The sequence below is a fragment of the Pigmentiphaga daeguensis genome (assembly GCF_039523035.1).
Classification (GTDB): domain Bacteria; phylum Pseudomonadota; class Gammaproteobacteria; order Burkholderiales; family Burkholderiaceae_B; genus Pigmentiphaga; species Pigmentiphaga daeguensis.
Map to the genome: position 1 here is coordinate 1 of NZ_BAAAEN010000029.1, position 18,054 is coordinate 18,054.

An 18,054-nucleotide genomic window follows, 5' to 3' on the forward strand; every position below is an offset into this window, starting at 1 on the left:
TGCCAATGATTTGTTCTTCTGTGAAACGCTTCTTCATGCTACCTCCACGGAGGCAGACTCTACATCATTACCGTACTAATCTCGGGGAGCAGGTCAAAGCCAGTCCCGACGAGAAACAACACAACGGCAGTGGCAGCTTTGGAGCTGGCGAAAACAGAAAACGCGCCCAGGAAAACAGCGTTCCAAAGTAAAACCTCGAAGATCTTCGGGACAAGGGCCTGGCCTGCAAACCTGCCGCCTGCCAAGTCGCCCGCCACCATTCCTAGCCCCCATACGCAAAACACCATGGGCACGGTAGCCTCCTCGAAGCCCGTCACTTTCTGCAGCGCCATCCCCTGGTCTTGCTGCACGACCGCCGCCTGGCGCGCGCCTGCGGGTCAGCGCCGCGAACGGGTGGGAGCGCCGCTCCCGGGGGTCTACGGCACGTGGCAGTCGCACCAGAACGTACGGCACCTGCTGCCCAAGCGACTGGCGGGCCTGACACCGCTATTGGGAAGCCTGATCGTGTCGAGCCGGAATTCCCATCGAAAAACCACCTCGGCGCCCTTCGTTGCAGCGCTTTTTTTCGAATTTCTAGAAGTACTACCACCGAATAATTTCACTTTTTTCAATATCGGCGGGTGTGTAGTCTTGCCGCATGACAACGACGCACCACCCTTCCACCCCGGCCACGCACGCCGCCTATGAAGCGCGCACGACGGGGCTCCCCGCCCGCATCCGTCACGTCCTGAACCTGGACGACTTCGAACGCGCGGCGGCCCGCTACCTGCCCCGGCCGCTGCGCGAATACGTGCTGGGCGCGGCCGAGGACAACCGGTCGCTGGCCGCCAATCGCGCGGCGTTCCGGCGCCATGAGTTCGTCACGCAGGTGCTGGCGGACGTTTCCCGCCGCTCGACGCAGACCACGCTGCTGGGCCAGGCCTACCGCGTGCCTTTCGGCATCGCGCCGGTCGGCATCAGCGCGCTGCTGGCCTACCAGGGCGATCTGGCCATGGCCCTGGCCGCGCGGCAGGAAGGCGCGTGCATGATCATGAGCGGCTCGTCGCTGATGCGGCTGGAAGAGATCCACGAACAAGCCCCCGGCACGTGGTTCCAGGCCTACCTGCCGGGCGATCCGATCCGCCGCGCCGCCCTGGTCGAACGAGTGGGCCGCGCCGGCTACGAGACGCTGGTGGTCACCGTGGACATCCCCGTGTGGGCCAATCGCGAGAACAACATACGCGCGGGCTTTTCGCTGCCCCTGCGCCCCACCCCGCGGCTGGCCTGGGAAGGCGTCACGCATCCCGGCTGGCTGGTCCGCACCCTGCTCCGGACGCTGGCCACGCGCGGCATGCCGCATTTCGAAAATTCCTTCGCCGAACGCGGCGCGCCGGCGTTTTCCGCCAAGGCGGTGCGCGACACGACAGGCCGCGACCATCTGACCTGGGACGACATCGCCGCGATACGTCGGCAGTGGCGCGGCAACCTGGTGGTCAAGGGCATTCTGTCGGTGGAGGATGCGCGCCGCGCGCTGGCGATCGGCGCCGAGGGCATCATCGTGTCCAATCATGGCGGGCGCCAGCTCGACGGCGCCGCCGCCCCCCTGCGCGTACTGCCGGCCATCGCGGACGCGGTCGGGCAGCGCCTGGCGGTGATGATGGACGGCGGCATCCGGCGCGGCGGCGACGTCCTGATCGCGTTGTCCCTGGGCGCCCGCTACGTTTTCGCCGGCCGCCCTTTCATTTGCGCCGCCGCCGTGGGCGGCCAGGCCGGCGTGGCCCACGCCATCCAGCTTCTGCAAGCCGAGGTCGATCGCAACATGGCGATGCTGGGAGCCAGCCGCCTGGACGAACTCGGCCCGCACTGCCTGTTGCAGGCACAACAAGAATCCTGAAGAGGATCCGACATGACGAGGAGAAAACCATGAACAAGACCCTGTTGACCACTTTATTCGCCGCCCTGGGCGCCGGCCTGGCCGCCCCCGCCCTGGCCGACTCGTTTCCCGCCGCGCCCATCACCATCGTCGTTCCGATGGCGGCGGGCGGCCCGACGGACACCGCCGCCCGCGCGATCCAGCAGGCCATGGGCACGGCGCTGGGACAGTCGGTGGTCATCGAGAACAAGGCCGGCGCGGCCGGACTGATCGCCATGAATTTCGTGCGCCGCGCCAAGCCCGACGGCTACACGCTGGGGGTCGCCTCGGCTACCACGCATGCCATCGCGCCCAACATCTATACCGAAGCGCCGTACGACTCGGTCAAGGACTTCAGCTTCGTCGGCGCGCTGATCACCGCCCCCGGCGTGCTGGTGGTGGCGCCGTCGGTCGCGCCCAAGTGCGACATGCAGGCCTTCCTGAAGAACCTGAAGGCCAACCCCGACAAGTACTCGTACGGCTCGGCCGGCACGGGCTCGCTGTCGCATCTGAACGGCGCGCGCTTCCTGCAGGCCACGGGCACCAACATGCTCCACGTGCCCTACCGCGGCCTGTCCAACGCGATGAATGACCTGTACGCGGGCCAGGTGCACGCCGTGTTCGACAACGTCAGCTCGGCCATGACGCACATCAAGAGCGGCAAGGTGTGCGCCCTGGCCGTCCAGGCTCCGTCGCGCCTGGACAGCCTGCCCGAGGTGCCGACCTATGCCGAGCTGGGCCTGCCGGAACTGAACAAGCCCACCTGGTACGGCATCGTCGGCCCCGCCGGCATGCCCAAGGAGCGCGTGCAGGCGCTGAACCGGGCCCTGAACAAGGCGCTGGCCTCGCCCGAGGTGGCCAGCCTGTACGAACGCCAGGGCGTCGCGGCGGCGGCCGGCTCGGCCGACGACTTCGCCGGCAAGGTCGCCAGCGAGCGCCAGATGTGGGCGGACACCACCGCCCGGATGAAATTCGAGAAATTCTCGGTGAAGTAAGCAAAGGAGAATCAGGATGTCTGAACAGCAGGCCCGCTTGCCCTTGTCCGGCCTACGCGTGCTCGACCTGACGCGCGTGCGCGCCGGCCCGACCGCCGTGCGCGTCCTGGCGGACTGGGGCGCCGACGTGGTCAAGATCGAGGAACCCGTCGATCCCGAACACGAGAACGAAATGGGCGGCATGCGCCTGGGGCCGGACTACCAGAACCTGCACCGCAACAAGCGCAGCATCACGCTCAACCTGAAATCGGACCCGGGGCGCGCGCTGTTCCTGAACCTGGCCGCGCAGGCCGACGTCGTCGTCGAGAACTACCGCCCCGACGTCAAGGATCGCCTGGGCATCGACTACGACACGCTGCGCGCCCGCAACCCGCGCCTGATCTACGCCAGCATCTCCGGCTTCGGCCAGGACGGCCCTTATGCGCGGCGCCCGGGCTACGACCAGATCATCCAGGGCATGACCGGCATGATGTCCATCACCGGACTGCCCGGCCACGGGCCGGTGCGCGCCGGCATCGCCATCGCCGACACCACGGCGGGCGTTTTTGGCGCGCTGGGCATCCTGACCGCGCTGTACGAGCGCGAGAAAACGGGACAGGGGCAATGGGTGCGGACCTCGCTGCTGGAGTCCCTGCTGGCGACCATGGACTTCCAGTGCGCCCGCTATCTGGTGGCCGGCGAGATTCCCGTGCAGGCCGGCAACGACCATCCCACCATCATTCCCACCGGCGTGTTCGACACGCAGGACGGACAGGTCAACATCTGCGTGTCGGGCACCGTGATGTGGAAGCGCTTCTGCCACGCCATGGGCCGGGAACGCTGGCTGGACGATCCGCGCTTCGCCACCAACAAGAACCGCTCGGCCAACCGCCGCGAACTCAACGACGAGATCGCCGCCGTCTTCGCAACGCGAACCAACGATTACTGGATCGAGCACCTGAACGCCAGCGGCCTGGCCTGCGGCGCGGTCAACAACGTCAAGCAGGCCTTCGACGACGCGCAGGTGCGGCACCTGGGCATCGCCTGGCCCGTCGCGCACGAGAAGCTGGGCGACATCCACCTGGTCGGCCAGCCCTTCAGCCTGGGCAACCATCAGGCCGGCGTGCGGCGCGTCGCCCCCATGCCCGGCCAGGACAACGAGGTCATTCTTGCCGAGATCGGCATCCAGGGCGACACCCTGCAGCAACTCAGGAGCGAACATGTCATCTGAAGCCCGGCCCGGCCGCATCCACGTCGCCGTCGAGCAGCACCTGGGCCGCGTCGTGATCGACCACCCGGCCAAGCACAACGCGCTGACCTTCGACATGTGGCAGTCCCTGCCCGGACTGCTGGACGAACTGGAAGACCGCGACGACGTGCGCGCCATCGTGTTCGAGGGCGCGGGCGACCGCGCCTTCGCCTCGGGCTCGGACATCTCGCAGTTCGGCGAACAGCGCGACACCGAAGAGAACGTGCGCCGCTACAACACCACCGTCGAACGCGCCATCGGCCGCATCGGCGCCGTGCGCAAACCCACGCTGGCCTTCATCAACGGCTATTGCTTCGGCGGCGGCGTCGCCATCGCCCTGCATTGCGACATGCGCTATGGCAACGAACAGGCGCAGTTCTGCATCCCCGCCGGCAAGGTGGGCGTGGGCTACCACGAGCTCTGGCTGCACCGGCTGGCGCAACTGGTGGGGCCGGCCCACGCCAAGGAAATTATGTTCACCGCTCGCCGCTACACGGCCGAAGAAGCCCGGCAGATGGGTCTGATCAACCGGATCCAGACGCGCGAGGAAACGCTGGACCTCGCGCGCACCATCGCCGGCCTGGCGCCGCTGACGCACCGCGCATCCAAGCTCGCCATCGAAACCTCCACCGCCCCGGACGGACGAGACTGGCAGGCCTGCAAGGATGCGATCCTGGACTGCTTCCGCAGCGCCGACTATGTCGAAGGACGCGAGGCCTTCACCGGCAAGCGGACACCGGTGTTCCGTGGCAAGTGAGCATACCGGCGCCCCGGAGCAGCGCGTCCGCGCCATTGCCGACGACCTGCTTGCCGGCGCGGGCCTGCCGCGCCTGACGGCGTTCACGCTGGCCGGGCCGCGCCCGGCGCTGGACTCGCCGCTGCCGTTGGCGGACATCGCCTCGGCCTTCCAGTTGGCGGTGGCCCATGGCACCGCGCTGGTCGCCACAGGCGAACCCCGCGCGCACTACGAAGTGTCGCCCGCGCAGGCGCTGGCCGGGCTGGAACCCACGCACTTCCAGCGCATCCATGAACACCGCTTTCCCCAGTCGTCGCACGGCAAGGAACTGAAGTCCGACTTCTATCCCACCGCCGACGGCCGGTGGTTCCTGCCGTCCGGCTCCTATCCCCATCTGCGCGACGGCACCCTGGCCCTGCTGGATTGCGCCAATACGGCGCCCGCCCTGGCCGCGGCCATACGGCGCTGGCCGGCGCAGGAACTGGAAGACACAGCAGCCGGACAAGGCCTGCCCGGCGCCTGGGCGCGCACGCCCGAAGCCTGGCTGGCCAGCGACGCGGGCGCCGCCATCGCCTTGGAGCCGCTGCTGACGCTGCGGCCGCTGCGCGCCGGCGCGCCGGCTGTGGGCGGCCTGGCCGGATTACGGGTCCTGGACCTGTCCCACGTCATCGCCGGGCCGGTGGTCGCCCGCCATTTCGCCTTCCTCGGCAGCTACGTGCTAAGAGTCTCGTCGCCCGCCCAACCCGACCCGCTGCCGCAGATCCTGGATACCGGCATAGGTAAGCGCAACGCCTTCGCCGACTTCCACGACCCCGACGACCTGGCTAGCGTCCGAGCACTGGCCACGGACGCGGACATCGTCGTCGATTCGTGGCGACCCGGCGCGCTGGCCCAGTTCGGCCTGGACGCCCCCGGCCTGCTGCCGCGCGCCGGCCGCGACTTCATCCACGTCGGCGTAAGCGCCTTCGGCCATGACAGCCCCTGGGGCGCGCGCAAGGCTTTCGACCAGGTGGTGCAGGCCGCCACCGGCATCGCCGCGCTGCACGCGCGGGACGGCAAGCCCCGGCTGTCGCCCACCCGCCTCCTGACCGACTACCTGACCGGCCAACTGGGCATACTCGGCACGCTGGCCGCGCTGCGCCAGCGGCAGCAGTCCGGCGGCAGTTGGGAGGTCCGGGTATCATTGGCGCGAGTGGCGACGTACCTGCTGGCCTGGGCCGACCCATCGCACCGGGGCGACGACGCCTTCGACGCCCTGGCGCCCCAACTGGTCACCCGCCACGGCCCGTTCGGCACCACCTATCACGTAGCGCCCGCCGTCGCCGGCCTGGACGACGGGACAACCCCCGGCCCCCATCCGCTGGGCAGCTCGCCCGCGGCCTGGGCGCCTTCCCCCCTTCGGCCATGACACTGAAACAGCTCGAAGCGTTCTACCTGGCGGCCACCAGCCCCAACTTCATGATCGCCGCCGAACGCCTGCACATCTCCGTCTCCACCCTGTCCAAGCGCATCACCGACCTCGAACACAGCCTGCGCAGCATCCTGTTCGACCGCAGCTCCCTGCGGGCCCGCCTGACCAGCGAAGGCGAACAACTGCTGCCGCACGTCGAACAACTGCTCAAACAAGCCAACGTCGTCGCCGGCATGGGCCGGCAGGCCGAAATCCTGCGCGGCCGCTGCCACTTCGGTGTAGGCGAGCTAAGCGCCCTGACCTGGCTGCCCACCTTCATCGCCCGCCTGCAAGCCGCCCACCCCGACCTGCAACTGGACCCCGTAGTCGAAGCCGGCAGCTCGCTCGGCAACCTCGCCCGGCGCGTGGCCGAAGGCGACCTCGACTTCGCCGTCATCGCCAACCGCCCCGCCGACAACCGCATCAAGGCCGAATACCTCGGCAGCGCCGGCTTCGCCTGGGTCTGCTCCCCCGCCCTGCACCGCCAGGGCGAAGGCCGACTGCCCGCCCTGTTGCCCGACTGCGCGCTGATCTCGCTACCGCCCTCCAGCGGCACCGCCCTCATCATCGAACAATCGCTCCAGTCCATCGACGCCACCGTGGCGCGGCGCCTGCACTGCAATAGCTGGGCCGTCATCGCCCAACTGCTGATACAGGGACTGGGCCTGGGCGTGCTGCCCGAATCCTGGGCCGATCAACTCGTCCAGGCCGGCCTGCTCGTGCGACTGCGCGGCACCCCGCCCCTGGCTGCGCTGGACTACTTCCTGATCTCGCGCGAACGCGACCTGCGGCCCCTGGTCGGCGCCTGCCTGGACATCGCCTGCGAAGTCGTCAATTTCAAGCCCACCGACATCGGCTTCTTGCACACCGGCACGCGCGCCTGAACCCTATTGAGGGTCCTCGTGCTTCGGCTGGCCGCGGTTGTGCGTGAGCTTGCGCAGCAGCGCCAGGATGACCAGCGCGAACAGCGTGCTGACGATGGCGGTCATCTCCCGCCCCATGCCCGCTGCGATGCCGATGGCGGCTGTCAACCAGATGCTAGCCGCCGTGGTCAGGCCGTGGATCTCGCGGCCGTTTGACTTGAGGATGGCGCCGGCGCCGAGGAAGCCGATGCCAGCGATCACGCCCTGCAGGACTCGGCTCATGTCTGCTACTTCCATGCCGCCTTGCAGGGGGACGAGAACGAATAGTGCGGCGCCCAGGGCGACGAGCATGTGGGTGCGTAGGCCGGCTGAGGTGCCGCGTAGTTCACGTTCCAGGCCTAGGAGGCCGCCCAGGGTCATCGCGACCAGGAGGCGGACGAATACTCGGGTTAGTTCGGCTACGTCGGGGATGTCGGAGAATTCGCTGGAGGCGGTGGTCCAGATTTGGGTCCATAGGGGGGCGTCCATGGGTGGCCTTTTTTTATTCGGATAATCGTCAGACTACGGGCAAGCTGGTGAGATGCGCAGTCACAGAGCACTCACGCTCGTAACAAGGTGTAGACTCAGCAAGTAAAAGGCCAACATTAAGCTTGTTCTCAGATGCCTAGGCTCACAGTCATGGATATCCCCTCCTCCAGGCCAAGTCATTTAGTCAACGTCAGCTATCGGCCAAGAGCGGCCCCATAGCTTATTCGAAACGCTGCTCGCGCCGGCTTTGTTTTGCCGCTTCTCGTTCCCGTTCCTGTCGCACGATTTGCTCAACACGCTCGAGCTTCATGGCTGCGAGATCCCGCACTTCGGGCAAGGGGTGCTCCAGCAGCGCGGCGAAGGCCCTGGCCCGAATCTCCATGATGTCGGCCCGCGAGCCGGACCAACTCATAGGCTGGATTCCCAAAAATATCGTATTTACGATGCCCTGCTTATCCGCTGCGGCTCCCAACAAAGCCTTGATTGGCTCGCTGAGCACAACGCGTTTTGGATGCTCCAGTGGAACATCGCTTGCGTCGGCAACTGAGTATGCGCACACCGCAGTGGCCACGCGCGCGATCCGATCCTGATCACCCTGGCACCATGCGACCAGGCGAGCCACCGGGGCACTATTGAGGGACGGTGAACTACGGCTCAGGCGATCCTTGAAAAGGTGGTGGATCAATCGGCGCTCCCTGTCGCCGCCCGTGAAAACCTCGCTGAGGACGATCTCCGGGAAGTTGCTGGTCAACGTCGTGATGATGACATCGAGATCAGAACTGTAGAAACAGAAAGCATCCACTCCGTCGCAAAGCAACTTCACGATCTCCTTGATCTCCTGTTCCGGAGCGGACGCAGACAGGCACTGACTGACGACACGCTCAGTCCTACGAACACATCTCAGGTTGGTCTGCTCCCGCTCGCCGGACAAAAGCTTGTGAATGGCCCCGCGCCCGACCGAAAGAAGCTCTTCATTCGGCACATAACTGCTGTCCTTCCCGCCAAAGAACCGCATCTCCAGTATGTCGAGCGTGGTGTAAATGCCATCATCCCGCCCGTTTAGAACGGCGAGCAGTTCCGACAGTTCGCTGTCGGGGATGGATTCGTGCATGCGGCCATAAGCAAGCTGCCCGAACCGCCAAGTCTCGAACTCTCCGCCTCGCGCGAGCTCGAGGAGCTTCTTGATCCCCCATGAGGCAACCGTACTGGCCCCGAGCAGGTAAATGAAATACGGCTTCAGCAAGGGATGATTCAGCACGCGTTCCTGCATCACCCTGGCTAAACCGGGGTCCATGTCATGGGCCGCATTGATAAAGCCTCGAAGCATCAACGGATTGAGCACGGCAGGCGCCTGCCGTTGCACCAGTTGCAAGAGATACTCGAAAGTGGCCATCAGGTTGGCGCTGCCCCGCGCTAGCCCAATGCCGAAGGGATACAGCGCATCGAACTTGCCTTCCCAGAGCCGGGACCCCAATCGCTCCAAGTAGAGTGGCTCTGCTGCGGCTACCTCACCCAACGAAGCAATCTTCGTTTCGATCGCGTTGACGCCGGCGGTGCATAGCTCACCCCTGCTCTCGACGTGATCCCAGGTATTGGCCAGAACATAAGCCTCAATCTCCGAATAGGGGCCGGATGGGGCCGAAAGGCGTTCAAGTGCCTCCAGTCGGTCCCGTATTTCGGGATGAGCGGCGTCGTTGTCGAAACCAAGCGTCTGCTTGATGGCCACCCACATCTTTGGCCAACTTCCCCCGGCAGCATGGCTGCGGACGATTTCCTCGAGTTCATCGAAGCAACCCGCGCATGCCCACAGACCACGAAAGTGTTCCGCCATCAACGAGCGCGCCCATTCGCACAGAGTCGGGTCGTCACATGCCAACGCCGATCGCAGCAAATTCAGGAAGCCCACATACCAGTCGAGCGCTTCCGCACGCGTGCGCGGAGACCAACCGAAATCTCTTCTCCGTGCGCCGAAGTCAAACATCGAGACAGACGTCCAATGCCTTGCCTCGAACGCGGCGCGGAACAATTCGCCCGCGATTTCCCGGTGTCTATGGCTACCCGACTCGAGTAGCTTCCCGACGAAGGCGCGCCTGCGTGGCGGTGTCGCCTGCGTACCTGACAGGTGCAACGAGAACAGTTGACGCATCTGACTGACGATACTGTAGCTGTTCTCACCAGACTTCTCGCCCTCGGCAAACTTCAACATAACCGCTACGGCGCGATCGAACTTGTCATCGTCGTAAGCAAGCTGGCTCAGCAAGTGTACAAACGAGCTGAAGTGCGGATTTTCACGAGAGGCAAATCCGGGGTCGGCTGCGGCGTCTTCAAGCAGCCGCAGGACGGTCTCCGGGAAGACCGGCGCGATGTACTGCAACGCTGACAAGCTTTCTTCGCTGCACGATCCGATGTCATGCAGCGGCCCGCCAGGGACCACCCAACTATTCGCCAAGCGAAGCGCAGGCTCGAAATCGTGCAGGTATCCCAACCGATGGGCGCATGAGCGGAACAGACGCCGGTTCTCGGGCTTCAGGAGTTCGGCGTTAATTTCGTCGGGAGGAATATTTTCCAGCGCCCGTTTCGCCAAACGGTTGGCAAGTGCGTGCGGAAGAATTGCTCTCCACTCGCCGCGTTGCTGCGCCAGCTGACGACGCAGCAACTCGGCCTGGCCCCGATACAGCACGCGGCGATCAAGGCCGGCGATGGTGCCCAGGATGTCAAGCTCGTCCTTGAATTCGGACGCGGATACATTGAACGAATAGACGAGCGAAAGCGCTTCGGCGCTTCCCAAGAGCTGATCGGACGCGCCCTTCCTCTGACTGAACAATCGTTGGAACAGGTCTTCGTCAGAGAACTTTATCAGCGTCTCGTCCGCTTCCACCCGGCTTGCCAAAGCAATTGCGATGCGCGCATTGCCGCCGGAAAACTCGGCGATCTTGTCCGAGTTCAACTGCCCCAGGTCCGGGTAGCGCTTCTGGACCAGCATGGAGACCGTTTTCTCGCTGCACGGCTCGAGATGGATTACCTCGGTTTCTTCGGGACGATCGTCGGAGATGTCGTACTCGATGGTCAGCAGACTGAGCCTAGCACTGCTCTCGGAAACCTGCTTCTGCAACTGCCGATGCACGTCAGGGGGACAGTTGTCGAGCACCAGGTGAACAGCGTGATCGTTGGCGATGAGGTATGAAACCAGTTCGGATGCCGTCGGCTCCAAGTCCTCGCCCAGATCGGCGTAGATTGCGCTGGCGGGAGACAGCGCCTCCTCGCCGACCTCCGCCTCGAACAGCGCCTGCGCGAATCGCGTCTTGCCTACTCCCGAGAGGCCGGTGATGCGCACGGCACTGCCGGGGCGGCGAAGCCGGTGACGAGCTAGCTTGATGCCTTCGGATACGGGCATGGGATCCTTCGCGCTCGAATTCGCGTCGATCACGCAGGGGTGGTCGTCAACCATGAACGCGTCGTCCTTCCCCGGAGGGGTCGCCGCCCACCGCCCGAAAGGTTTCCATCCGGACAAGGGCCGGCCGAGGCGCGTGCGAACCCACAGCGCCACGCTTGGATGCCGCCGAAGCCAGGTCGCCAGTCGATCCAGGCCGTAGAAGTCCAGATGCAGAGACGCCTTGTTGGGCAGAAGCGCGACAGCCTCCGCCATTCCCCGCAATCGGCTCGCCAGCATGCTATCCGAACAATCGTCCTTACCACTGACGATGATGTAGGAACCATTCCGATCGGCCAGTTCTGCGATGATCGGCCTCAGGGCCCCGTGTTCCAGCATCTCGTCCCTGCATGCGGCCCCAGCCATCGTGTGCTTCTTGACCTGGAAGCCGCAGATCCCACGCGGAACAAAGCCGTTGCTCGACGCCAGGCCGGCATCCTCGATACGCACGTCCAACCCGCCGTCGGGCGCTTCCTGCGCGCCGCCCCACGTAACGCTCTTCGACAGCCCCCCCTGCTGGATCACCTCCGCTTCGCTCAGACGGGCGACCAGCTCACGCAGGTCGCCCGCGCCAAGCGCCGTAATATCTGTAGCATTAAGTTCGAAGAAACCCATGGCTCCCTTCCAGCACCGACCAAACTCCCGAATTAAAGCAGGAAAGGTGGTTGGCATGACGTCACATATCGCCCGGGGTAAAACGGCCTACCCCAGGAACGCTTACCCTAGATCGATTTGTCGCGAGAGATTTGACCTAAATCTGTTCGCGTTTGGTATCCGACCAATGGCAGCGTTGGGTCGGGATCGGCCAGTGGCAGACTATCGCTAAGTACGTATTATCGATAGCTGAGTAAAGACCGCTTTCGACCCTCAACCGACATTCGACCCGACGACACCTCGACGGCGGGTACTGTGCCTAGAACCGACACTCACGCGACCACGTTTGCGTTTTCGTTGATCGGCTCTACGCGAAACCGAGAAACTGCAAGAAACCACAGAATTCGGCAAAGCCCCCAAGGAGACGCCCCGCTGCGCCAAAGTGCAGTTCTCGGGGCAATTCGGGCATAGCGCAATAGCGTTCTCAACCCTATCCTCGCCGCCGTCTTTCAACAATTGGATATGGTGAACTTCAAGATAGGGCGATCCATCTTTCCTACGAGAAAACGGAGCCGGTTGCTTGCACCGCCCGCACTGCCCGCGTGCCCGATGCAAAGCTTCAGCAACAACATCAGGGTTGCGGACATAAGCCTCAGTCATCACCTTAATCTTTTCGGGTAGTTTCTTTGAGCGTTGCAGACGGCCCTGGCGAATATCGGGTGAATCTGTCGATGCGCTATTGCCAAAACGCTGCCTCCAGCGCGTTCAAATCACGTGGTTCGGAAAGCCGTGCGACCCATTCGTTGACCAGCTTGCGCTTCGAGGGTTGTGGGTGGCCGGTTGGCAGCCGCTCGTAGTAGTCGAGATGCTTAACGTTCGATGCCACAGCGTCAGCTAGATGAGTAGGCCTTTCCTCTTCAATCCGTTGAAGAAAGTAGCGAGTGCCGTCAATGCTCAAAGTGCGCTGGAACACTTTGCCAGCCATCATAGAGCGAAAAATCTCGATTAAATCGCCCGCTGACACCTCGTTGACGCCGTGGTTTTCATAGAGCGTTTGCACCCCTCGCGCTTTCGAGAGTTTCTAATCAAAAACGTCGCTGGCCGCATTGAATGCAGCCGCGATTTGGTCACGTGTGATTTTCTGAGCCATCTGAATATTCAAGGACTCGGCTGGGTCGTTGTGGCATTGATCGGCCAATCCTATCACCCTGCGGATGGTTCGTAGCCAGCGAACGACCGGTATCGGATGGTGAATTGACGTGAACATCTCCTGCGGCGAAATCACACGGATCAACGGCGTCGCTCAGGCCGGGTAAGCGCCGCATAGTCAAAATTCACAAAAGGATCAGCGAGATTCCTTAGCTCCTGCCAGTCGAACTCATATCGATCATCGGCCGGCCAATCGTCCGGAAATCTTATTCGTAACGAGCCACCAATTGAGGGATCCATGCCATCGTTTCCCTCATAGTAGTAGTCAGCACCCATAACGCCGATGCTCTTAGAACCCGGCCCATAATCCTCATCCATGAATTGTGCGGACAATAGGACGTTCAGCCCGCAATAAGCGTCGAGCAGCGCGTCAAAGGTTGCCAAGTGAAAGTTTTCATGTCGATTATGCTTGGCTTTGTTGTATGCGCGATACCAATCAAGGCGACCGTCTTCCTCCACCCACGCAAGAAATGGTCGGCGTGTTCCTCGATTTCCCGTCCATCCTGGAATTCGAACCTGGAATGACGATAGTCTGTGTGACGTATTAACAAGCTTGTAATCGTTGATGTTGAACCGTGTGTCATTATCGCCGAATCCATTGTCCAAGAAGATCGCGGTGAAGTTCGCCTCTACCTCAATACATGCTCTGATCAGCAACTGCTGGATACGGTGAGAGTAGGTATTGAGGTTCACGTCGCTCGGCTCGACATACGAAAAAAGGTCGAGGATATCCTCCTGAAGCAGCAGGAATGCCCGAACGTAGTGGCGTGGGTCTGTCGCATATTTCGGGTGCAAGAGATACATCCATCTGCCGCCCTCTGAATAATGACCGTCAACGAATTGACGGCACATCCGCCTAAAAGGTCTATTTGCACTCATGGGGAATCCTAGTCCTGACCAGCGTCAGAAGATCATGCTGTACCGTTCGCTGCGCGGTGGTCCCAGCAAACACAGACGCCGCAAGCTAAACGGGCGCTCTTTCATCCCTCTAATTACACTTTGCGGCGAAGTTGGGCCGACGAATGGGCATTCATCCTTTACGAATGGATGGCCGCTCGCCGAGTGTAGCCGACCCTTGAACGTCCGAGCGATGCCGCGTGTGAACGGCGGCTCATGGCCGAGAGCGGTCCTTTTCAGGTACCCGATTTCGCCCCAAACAATCTTCCCCCATCCCGCTTCGCCAACCACACCGTCGCTCCCCCGCATGTCGCATCCTCCTCGACATGCCGCACAACCGTGAATCCATTGGCACACAGCAACTCTTGATACTCACTCGCATCCAAGCTGCCGTGATAAAGAGGCTTACCCTCGAACTGGCCGATAGCCTCGCCCAGACGGGTACCACTGGTAAACATCAAAACAGCACCCGACGCCGCCAGTCGCCGAAAAGTGGCGAACATGGGCCGTTGATCTTCAGGGGATAGATGGAAAAAACTATGCCAGACCAACAAACCGTGGAACGGCCCTACAACCGGGATCTGCCGCATATCCGCCGCAATCCAGCGTTGCTCTGGAAACGACTCACGCGCCCGCGCGAGCAATGGCAGCGACGTATCCACCCCGGTTACCCTGCATCCGTTCTGAATAAGGTAGCGCGCCATCGGCGCACCGCTGCCGCAGCCGATATCCAGCACATCCGGCCGCGAGCCGGGAAGCAGCGCCAAAAACCGGTTCAGCCAAGCGCGTTCGATGAGTTCATGGTTTCTATTTTTCTCGAACGCTGCGGCATGTTCCCGGTACAGGGCAATGACATTGTCAGCGGGGGATTTGGACAACACGGCACTCCGGCAGCTTGAGCACGTGACGTGCTCAAGCATATCAGAGCCACGGACACTGCCCTCCCCTCGCCCCTACACCACCGACCGATGCCGCTCGATGCAAGTCCGCAAAATCGTATCGGTATCAAGCTCCCACCACCGATACGAAAATATCTCCACTTCACTAAACCCCGCGAACCCCTGCGCCTCGACCCATCCCCGCGCCTTGGGAATCTCGATCACCCCATCCCCCATCATGCCCCGATCGTTCAACAGATCGGTGGTAGGTGTAAGCCAATCGCAAACGTGAAAAGCCAATAGCCTTTTCTGCCCTGCCCGCTCGATCTGCGCCTGCAACTTCGGATCCCACCAGACGTGATAAAGATCCACCGCCACGCCAATATCCCCACTACGCGCAGGATCCAGCAGATCGCACACATCCAGCGCCTGCTCCAGCGTATTGATGCACGCCCGATCCGCCGCATACATCGGATGTAGCGGCTCGATGGCGATGGGCATCTTGCGTTCACGCGCATACTCCAGCAATTGCGCGATCCCTTCGGTGACCTGCGCCCGAGCGCGAGCGATGTCGTGATACTCGGCCTTGCCCTGCAAGCCGCCCGGCAGCCCGCCCACCACCAGCACCAAACATGCGGCGTTCAGTTCGCAGGCCTCGTCCACGGCCCGGCGATTGTCGTCGCGCGCCCGCGTCAAGCCTGCATCATCCGACGCCGTGAACATGCCGCCCCGGCAATAGCCGGATAAAGCCAGTCCGTGGCTGCGCACGACGCGCGACACCTGTTCCAGCCCTGCCGCCGCGACCTGGTCGCGCCACGGGGAGATGGCGCGCACGCCGTGGCGTGCGCAGGCGTCCAGGATGTCCAGCAGCCGCACTTCCTGGCCGCGCGACTTGCGCACGGTGGCCGTGTTGATGGACATCCAATCATGATCCTGGGAAAAATCTCGCATGAGGCTTAGTCTCCATCCACGCCGTGCATCGCCAGCAATGTTTTCATCCGCCCCACCGCCAGCTCAGGCTGCTCCAGCAACCCCGCCCCATCCGCCAGCCTGAACAGCTCGGCGAAATGCAGCAGCGACCGCGCGCTCTGCTGCCCGCCCACCATCGCGAAGTGGTCCTGGTGGCCGTTGAGCCAGGCCATGAACACCACACCCGTCTTGTAGAAGCGCGTGGGCGCGCTGAAGATGTGGCGCGACAGCGGCACGGTGGGCGCCAGGATCCGGTTGAAGGCGTCCACGTTGCCGGCCGCCAGTTCCGCCAGCGCCGCGCTGGCGGCCGGGGCGATGGCGTCGAAGATGCCCAGCAGCGCGTCGCTGTGGCGGTGGTTGGGCAGTTCGCCCTGGCCGTCGCCAGCGATCAGTTCGGCATAGTTGAAGTCGTCGCCGGTGTACATGCGCACGCCGGCCGGCAGTCGGCGGCGCATGGCGATTTCCTTGTCCTTGTCCAGCAGCGAGATCTTGATGCCGTCGACCTTGTCGGGGTGCGCGGCGATCACGCCCAGCGCCGTCCGCATGGCGGCGTCCACGTCGCCGCTGCCCCAGTAGCCCTTCAGCGCGGGGTCGAACATGTCGCCCAGCCAGTGCAGGATGACGGGTTCGCGGGCCTGGCCCAGGATGCGGTCGTAGACGCGTTCGTAGTCGGCGGGGCCACGGGCCACGCGGGCCAGCGCGCGGCTGGCCATGACGATCAGGCGGCCGCCCAGGCCTTCGATGGCGGCCATCTGTTCTTCGTAGGCGCGGATCACGTCGTCGATGCTTCGCGCATCCTCGGGCGCCAGGTGGTCGGTGCCGCAGCCGGAGGCCACGCGCGCGCCCGGCACGTCGCGGGCGGCGTCCAGCGAGCGGCGGATCAACTCAAGAGACGTCGGCCAGTCCAGCCCCATGCCCCGCTGCGCGGTGTCCATGGCCTCGGCCACGCCCAGGCCCAGCGCCCACAGGCGCTGGCGGTAGGCGATGGTGGCGTCCCAGTCCACGGCGCATTGCAGCCACGGGTCGATGGCCGCCAGGGGATCGGCCACCACGTGCGCCGCCGAATAGGCGATGCGATCGAACTGCGCGCCGGCGGGCGGCGCCTGGAACGGCGCGCGGTCGCGCAGCGCGTATCGCCGCAGGCCGCCGGCCGACGGCAGGTTGATGGACAGGCTCATCGCCGGGCTCCGACGTCCAGGCGGGGCACGTCCACCCAGCGCCGTTCCTTCCAGCTTTGCAGCGCGGCCTCGACCAGTTGCACGCCCTTGGCGCCCTCGGGCAGCGTCCAGCGGTACGGCGCATCCTCGACCACATGGCGGATGAAGTGCTCCCACTGGATCTTGAAGCCGTTGTCGTAGACCTGGGTGTCGGGCACTTCCTGCCATTGTTCGAAGAACGGCATGGTCTGTTTCACGTCCGGGTTCCAGACCGGCTTGGGCGTGTTGACGCGCGACTGCGTGCGGCAGTCGGTCAGCCCCGCCACGGCCGAGCCGTGCGTGCCGTCCACGTGGAAGGTGACCAGGTCGTCGCGGCGCACGCGGGTGGTCCACGAGCTGTTCACCTGGGCCACGACGCCGTCGGCCAGTTCGAAGGTGGCGTAGCAGGCGTCGTCGGCGGTGGCCTGGTAGGGCTTGCCCGCTTCGTCCCAGCGCGTGGGGATGTGCGTCTTGCCCAGGCAGGACACGGCCTGCACTTCGCCGAACAGGTTGTCCAGCACGTAGCGCCAGTGGCAGACCATGTCCAGGATGATGCCGCCGCCGTCTTCGGTGCGGTAGTTCCAGGACGGCCGCTGGATGGGCTGCAGGTCGCCCTCGAACACCCAGTAGCCGAATTCGATGCGCACCGACAGGATCTTGCCGAAGAAGCCGGCCTTGTTGAGCATGTCGAGCTTGCGCAGGCCCGGCAGGAACAGCTTGTCCTGCACCGCGCCGTGCTTGAGGCCCGAGCCTTCGGCCAGCCGGCAGATCTCCACCGCCTCGTTCAGGTTGGTGGCGATGGGCTTCTCGCAATACACGTGCTTGCCGGCGCGGATGGCCTTGGCCAGCAGCGTGGGGCGCATCTGCGTCGTGCCGGCGTCGAAGAACACGGAATCGTCCGGGTTGGCCAAGGCCTGGTCCAGGTCCGTGCCCCAGCGCGGGATGTCGTGGGCCTTGGCCAGGGCTTCCATCTTCTCGGCATTGCGGCCGACCAGGATGGGATCGGGCATGACCTTGTCGCCGTTGGACAGCGTGACGCCGCCCTGCTTGCGTATGGCCACGATGGACCGGATCAGGTGCTGGTTCATGCCCATGCGGCCGGTCACCCCGTGCATGATCAGGCCGAGTCGTTGTGTTGCCATGCGTGTCTCCGTCGTCGACTGTGTGCGGGTCTGCACTTAATTCACCAT

The 18,054-nt window shown here is 63.9% G+C and carries 16 protein-coding genes; 6 read left to right on the top strand and 10 right to left on the bottom strand.

From position 1 onward, the window contains the following. Positions 1-59: 59 nt before the first annotated feature. Complete coding sequence (locus ABD104_RS25710; RefSeq protein ID WP_343928444.1) at positions 60-350, bottom strand: hypothetical protein; 291 nt, start codon at positions 348-350, stop codon at positions 60-62. A gap of 287 nt (positions 351-637) precedes the next feature. Here ABD104_RS25710 and ABD104_RS25715 point away from each other — a divergent pair, with 287 nt between their 5' ends. Genes ABD104_RS25715 through ABD104_RS25740 form a run of 6 tightly spaced genes read left to right on the top strand, consistent with a single transcriptional unit; the run spans position 638 to position 7,184 of the window. After that, complete coding sequence (locus ABD104_RS25715; RefSeq protein ID WP_343928445.1) at positions 638-1,873, top strand: alpha-hydroxy acid oxidase; 1,236 nt, start codon at positions 638-640, stop codon at positions 1,871-1,873. Positions 1,874-1,902: 29 nt separating this feature from the next. Further along, entirely contained in the window at positions 1,903-2,886 is a 984-nt protein-coding gene (locus ABD104_RS25720; protein ID WP_343928446.1) for a Bug family tripartite tricarboxylate transporter substrate binding protein, read from the top strand. A gap of 16 nt (positions 2,887-2,902) precedes the next feature. Next, positions 2,903-4,096 (top strand): CaiB/BaiF CoA transferase family protein, encoded by a 1,194-nt coding sequence (locus ABD104_RS25725; RefSeq protein WP_343928447.1) that lies wholly within the window; start codon positions 2,903-2,905, stop codon positions 4,094-4,096. Beyond that, positions 4,086-4,871 carry an enoyl-CoA hydratase gene (locus ABD104_RS25730; RefSeq protein ID WP_343928448.1) on the top strand — a complete coding sequence of 262 codons (786 nt, stop codon included), beginning with the start codon at positions 4,086-4,088 and terminating at the stop codon, positions 4,869-4,871. The genes ABD104_RS25725 and ABD104_RS25730 overlap by 11 nt, the downstream gene beginning before the upstream one ends. Next, a complete protein-coding gene (locus tag ABD104_RS25735) occupies positions 4,861-6,258 on the top strand; it encodes a CoA transferase (RefSeq protein ID WP_343928449.1) in 1,398 nt (465 codons plus the stop codon). The genes ABD104_RS25730 and ABD104_RS25735 overlap by 11 nt, the downstream gene beginning before the upstream one ends. After that, the gene (locus tag ABD104_RS25740) at positions 6,255-7,184 is read left to right on the top strand and encodes a LysR family transcriptional regulator (RefSeq protein WP_343928450.1); all 930 of its coding nucleotides are present in this window, start codon (positions 6,255-6,257) and stop codon (positions 7,182-7,184) included. Before ABD104_RS25735 ends, ABD104_RS25740 begins: the two co-directional genes overlap by 4 nt. Before the next feature lie 3 nt (positions 7,185-7,187). Here the strand turns inward: ABD104_RS25740 and ABD104_RS25745 are convergent, their stop codons facing one another. The 9 genes from ABD104_RS25745 to ABD104_RS25785 all read right to left on the bottom strand — a co-directional run bounded on the left by ABD104_RS25745 (position 7,188) and on the right by ABD104_RS25785 (position 18,006). Then, the gene (locus tag ABD104_RS25745) at positions 7,188-7,691 is read right to left on the bottom strand and encodes an MgtC/SapB family protein (protein ID WP_343928451.1); all 504 of its coding nucleotides are present in this window, start codon (positions 7,689-7,691) and stop codon (positions 7,188-7,190) included. A gap of 220 nt (positions 7,692-7,911) precedes the next feature. Beyond that, positions 7,912-11,736, bottom strand: a complete 3,825-nt coding sequence (locus tag ABD104_RS25750; RefSeq protein WP_343928452.1) for a hypothetical protein — start codon at positions 11,734-11,736, stop codon at positions 7,912-7,914. A 252-nt stretch (positions 11,737-11,988) separates the two neighbouring features. Next, on the bottom strand, positions 11,989-12,375 hold the full coding sequence (locus ABD104_RS25755; protein WP_343928453.1) for an HNH endonuclease: 387 nt from the start codon (positions 12,373-12,375) through the stop codon (positions 11,989-11,991). Between the two features lie 76 nt (positions 12,376-12,451). Next, the gene (locus ABD104_RS25760; protein ID WP_343928454.1) at positions 12,452-12,775 is read right to left on the bottom strand and encodes a hypothetical protein; all 324 of its coding nucleotides are present in this window, start codon (positions 12,773-12,775) and stop codon (positions 12,452-12,454) included. 230 nt (positions 12,776-13,005) lie between these two features. Continuing rightward, positions 13,006-13,803, bottom strand: coding sequence for a hypothetical protein (locus tag ABD104_RS25765; RefSeq protein ID WP_343928455.1), 798 nt, complete (start codon positions 13,801-13,803; stop codon positions 13,006-13,008). A gap of 254 nt (positions 13,804-14,057) precedes the next feature. Further along, positions 14,058-14,699, bottom strand: coding sequence for a class I SAM-dependent DNA methyltransferase (locus ABD104_RS25770; protein ID WP_343928456.1), 642 nt, complete (start codon positions 14,697-14,699; stop codon positions 14,058-14,060). 75 nt (positions 14,700-14,774) lie between these two features. Continuing rightward, positions 14,775-15,650, bottom strand: a complete 876-nt coding sequence (locus tag ABD104_RS25775; RefSeq protein ID WP_343928457.1) for a sugar phosphate isomerase/epimerase family protein — start codon at positions 15,648-15,650, stop codon at positions 14,775-14,777. Between the two features lie 5 nt (positions 15,651-15,655). Continuing rightward, positions 15,656-16,846, bottom strand: coding sequence for a dihydrodipicolinate synthase family protein (locus ABD104_RS25780; protein WP_343928458.1), 1,191 nt, complete (start codon positions 16,844-16,846; stop codon positions 15,656-15,658). Then, entirely contained in the window at positions 16,843-18,006 is a 1,164-nt protein-coding gene (locus ABD104_RS25785) for a Gfo/Idh/MocA family protein (protein WP_343928459.1), read from the bottom strand. The genes ABD104_RS25780 and ABD104_RS25785 overlap by 4 nt, the downstream gene beginning before the upstream one ends. Positions 18,007-18,054 lie beyond the last annotated feature (48 nt).

What these genes read in the sequence shown, in the direction of transcription:
- ABD104_RS25715 (WP_343928445.1), top strand. Translation starts at nt 638, where the DNA reads ATGACAACGACGCACCACCCTTCCACCCCGGCCACGCACGCCGCCTAT.
- ABD104_RS25720 (WP_343928446.1), top strand. Translation starts at nt 1,903, where the DNA reads ATGAACAAGACCCTGTTGACCACTTTATTCGCCGCCCTGGGCGCCGGC.
- ABD104_RS25725 (WP_343928447.1), top strand. Translation starts at nt 2,903, where the DNA reads ATGTCTGAACAGCAGGCCCGCTTGCCCTTGTCCGGCCTACGCGTGCTC.
- ABD104_RS25730 (WP_343928448.1), top strand. Translation starts at nt 4,086, where the DNA reads ATGTCATCTGAAGCCCGGCCCGGCCGCATCCACGTCGCCGTCGAGCAG.
- ABD104_RS25740 (WP_343928450.1), top strand. Translation starts at nt 6,255, where the DNA reads ATGACACTGAAACAGCTCGAAGCGTTCTACCTGGCGGCCACCAGCCCC.
- ABD104_RS25745 (WP_343928451.1), bottom strand. Translation starts at nt 7,691, where the DNA reads ATGGACGCCCCCCTATGGACCCAAATCTGGACCACCGCCTCCAGCGAA.
- ABD104_RS25750 (WP_343928452.1), bottom strand. Translation starts at nt 11,736, where the DNA reads ATGGGTTTCTTCGAACTTAATGCTACAGATATTACGGCGCTTGGCGCG.
- ABD104_RS25755 (WP_343928453.1), bottom strand. Translation starts at nt 12,375, where the DNA reads ATGACTGAGGCTTATGTCCGCAACCCTGATGTTGTTGCTGAAGCTTTG.
- ABD104_RS25765 (WP_343928455.1), bottom strand. Translation starts at nt 13,803, where the DNA reads ATGAGTGCAAATAGACCTTTTAGGCGGATGTGCCGTCAATTCGTTGAC.
- ABD104_RS25775 (WP_343928457.1), bottom strand. Translation starts at nt 15,650, where the DNA reads ATGCGAGATTTTTCCCAGGATCATGATTGGATGTCCATCAACACGGCC.
- ABD104_RS25780 (WP_343928458.1), bottom strand. Translation starts at nt 16,846, where the DNA reads ATGAGCCTGTCCATCAACCTGCCGTCGGCCGGCGGCCTGCGGCGATAC.
- ABD104_RS25785 (WP_343928459.1), bottom strand. Translation starts at nt 18,006, where the DNA reads ATGGCAACACAACGACTCGGCCTGATCATGCACGGGGTGACCGGCCGC.